Below are 2,708 nucleotides of genomic sequence, written 5' to 3'. Positions count from 1 at the left end.
TACGTTGATGGTGTTCCTGGTCGGTTTGCAGATATTTTTCGGAGCAACGCCCGAATACCCGAATGGACAATTGAATCCTGAAGCCTATCCAAGATTCGCGGCCGTGTTCGCTATGGTCATCTTCGTCGGCGTTCTGTTGACTGCCTATGGAACACATAGCTACATTCCGTATTTACCTCAGGCCGACCCGAATAGTAACCGCTTTAGTTTGATGCAAGTCATACGTGAATCAGGAATGGCTTTCGGATTTCGATCGTTTAAAGCCGTAGTTCTGACAGCGGTGCTTTTTGGTATGACCATGGGCATGGTTTCGGCGTTGTCGATATATCTGGGTACCCTTTACTTTCAATTCAGTCTGGAGCTTATCGGGCTTAGTTTTCCAGCTTCCATCATTGGTTCGTTTCTTGGTGCGGGGCTGGCAACGCCAATGGGGCGCATTTTTCAGGAAAAGAAAACTTTGCTGATTGGAGGGCTGATATGGTTTGCCGTCTGGAACACACTACCCATTATTCTGAGCCTGTTGGGGCTCTTTCCGAAACCAGGCAACCCTGCCTTGTTTTATCTGGTGATGACGTCCAATGCTATTAGCGCCATGGGTATCGGCGTCCTGACCGTCATGATTGGTTCGATGATTGCCGATATCACCGATCAGCATGAGGAAAAACACGGCAGCCGAAGCGAAGGCATCTATTATGCTGCTTCATCGTTTGCGGCGAAAGCGATTGGCGGCTTCGGTATCGTGATATCCGGTGTTGTGGTAGATCTGGCTGGGATTCAACGCAATGCAACTGTGGAGACCATTGATCCTGAATCTCTGCGGACCCTTGCCATGGCGATGGGACCAGGTGTTCTGATATTGATCGGTATCACTGTAGTGGCCGCTAGTTTTTATGATCTTTCGCGTGCAGAGCACAGTCGAATCAGCACAGTGATTCTGGATGGAAATTGATGACGGCTGCTCGTCACATTCATCGTGGTAGTGACCGTGCTCCTGACGGTTGCGAGTTCCTTGGTCTGGGGCTATATGGTGACTCTGCGGTACGCTTATTCCTCTATCTCTCGAACGCTTTCATGAGTATGACGAATGGACCCATTGAAATCCGAAAATTAGAAAAAGTCCTGGATTGTCGGTATGGCGACCATCAGTATCAGAACGATCCGAAATGGAGAAACCCGATATGTCAGCTGTCCTGGAAAGCACGCCCTCACATCTACGTGGCAATGGTCGCCCGGTAACGGAAGAACGAACGCTCGGTAACCTCAAGGTGAGCGGAACTATCCCTCCAGAGCTCGACGGGCGTTACATTCGCACCGGCCCCAATCCGATTACCGGTACAAGTCCTCACCCGTTTCTCGGTGACGGGATGCTGCATGGTATGCGCTTGCGCGACGGCCGGGCGGAGTGGTACCGCAACCGTTACGTGCAGACACCATTCATCACCAACCCTTCCACCGATGCGTTGGACATGTCGGTGATGTTGGATATGAAGTCATCTAAAGCGAATACCCATGTGTTCGGCCATGCGGGAAAATTTCTCGTACTGGAGGAAGGTCATTTTCCCTATGTTGTTGATGGCGATCTCGATACCGTCGGGCCGACAAATTTTGATGGTGTGCTCAAAGGATCCTTCACCGCGCATCCGAAGGTGTGTCCGCGCACTGGCGAAATGCTTGCGTTCGGCTATTCGGCGATGGAGCCGTACCTTCGGTACTTGCGCGTATCGGCGGAAGGCAAGCTTGTGCAGACGGAAAACATCACGGTGGGTGGGCCCACCATGATGCATGACTTCAACATCACGCAGAACTTCGCGATCTTCATGGATTTGCCGGCGGTCTTTAATCTGGAACTCGCGATGACGGGCGACCTGCCAATTCGATGGGACGATAACTACCCGGCGCGATTAGGCGTGATGCCGCGCAACGGCAACGACTCGCAAGTGAAATGGTACGACATCAACCCGTGCTACGTCTTTCACCCGCTGAACTCGTACGAAGACGGCGACAAGATTGTGTTGGATGTTGCCCGCTTCAGTCACATATGGCGCGAATCAGCGATGGACTTCCCACCACCAGAACTGTGGCGTTGGACGATCGATACCACTGCCGGAAAAGTGACTGAAGAGAAGATTGATGATCGGCCAGCCGAGTTCCCGCGAGTAGCAGACAGCGTGGTGGGAATGAAACATCGATACGGCTACCTGGCGGCAATGTCCCAAGCCGCAGATCCGATGGACGCATCCGGTGCGATTCTCAAATACGACCGAGAAACCGGCGTGAGATCGGACATCGAATTCGGACGGGGGTGCGTTGGTGGTGAAGCCGTGTTCGCGCCCGCCGCGGATCCGAAGTCGGAAGATGATGGCTACTTGATGACCTATGTTTACGACGCCAACGTCGACAGCAGCAGGTTTATCATCATGGACGCGGCGTCCATGGACAATGAGCCGGTGGCATCCATCGATCTGCCAAGAATTCCAAACGGTTTTCATGGCAGCTGGGTGCCGGCTTCCGTAGCCGACTAGGGACGGACACTAAAGCTCCATGGTACCTGGCGTTACCAACAGTCCGCCCCGGGTACTCGTTGCAGGTGCGACGGGTTACCTCGGTAAGTACGTGACCCGCGAGTTCAAGAAGCGAGGCTACTGGGTTCGTGTGCTCACCCGGAGCATCGAACGCCTGGAGAAGGCTGGTCCGTTCACGGCTCCAGG

The 2,708-nt window shown here is 53.4% G+C and carries 3 protein-coding genes; all 3 read left to right on the top strand.

The features are described 5' to 3' along the window. A partial coding sequence (locus WBM60_RS06705; RefSeq protein WP_424282888.1) for an MFS transporter occupies positions 1 to 949 on the top strand: 949 nt, incomplete at its 5' end. A 214-nt stretch (positions 950 to 1,163) separates the two neighbouring features. Beyond that, entirely contained in the window at positions 1,164 to 2,522 is a 1,359-nt protein-coding gene (locus WBM60_RS06700) for a carotenoid oxygenase family protein (RefSeq protein WP_424282887.1), read from the top strand. Positions 2,523 to 2,541: 19 nt separating this feature from the next. Then, positions 2,542 to 2,708, top strand: a 167-nt coding sequence (locus tag WBM60_RS06695; RefSeq protein ID WP_424282889.1) for an NmrA family NAD(P)-binding protein, incomplete at its 3' end; no start/stop codon positions are given.

This window comes from Eudoraea sp. (genome assembly GCF_049669105.1).
Taxonomy (GTDB): domain Bacteria; phylum Bacteroidota; class Bacteroidia; order Flavobacteriales; family Flavobacteriaceae; genus Eudoraea.
This window is presented reverse-complemented; position numbering and strand designations above follow the sequence as displayed.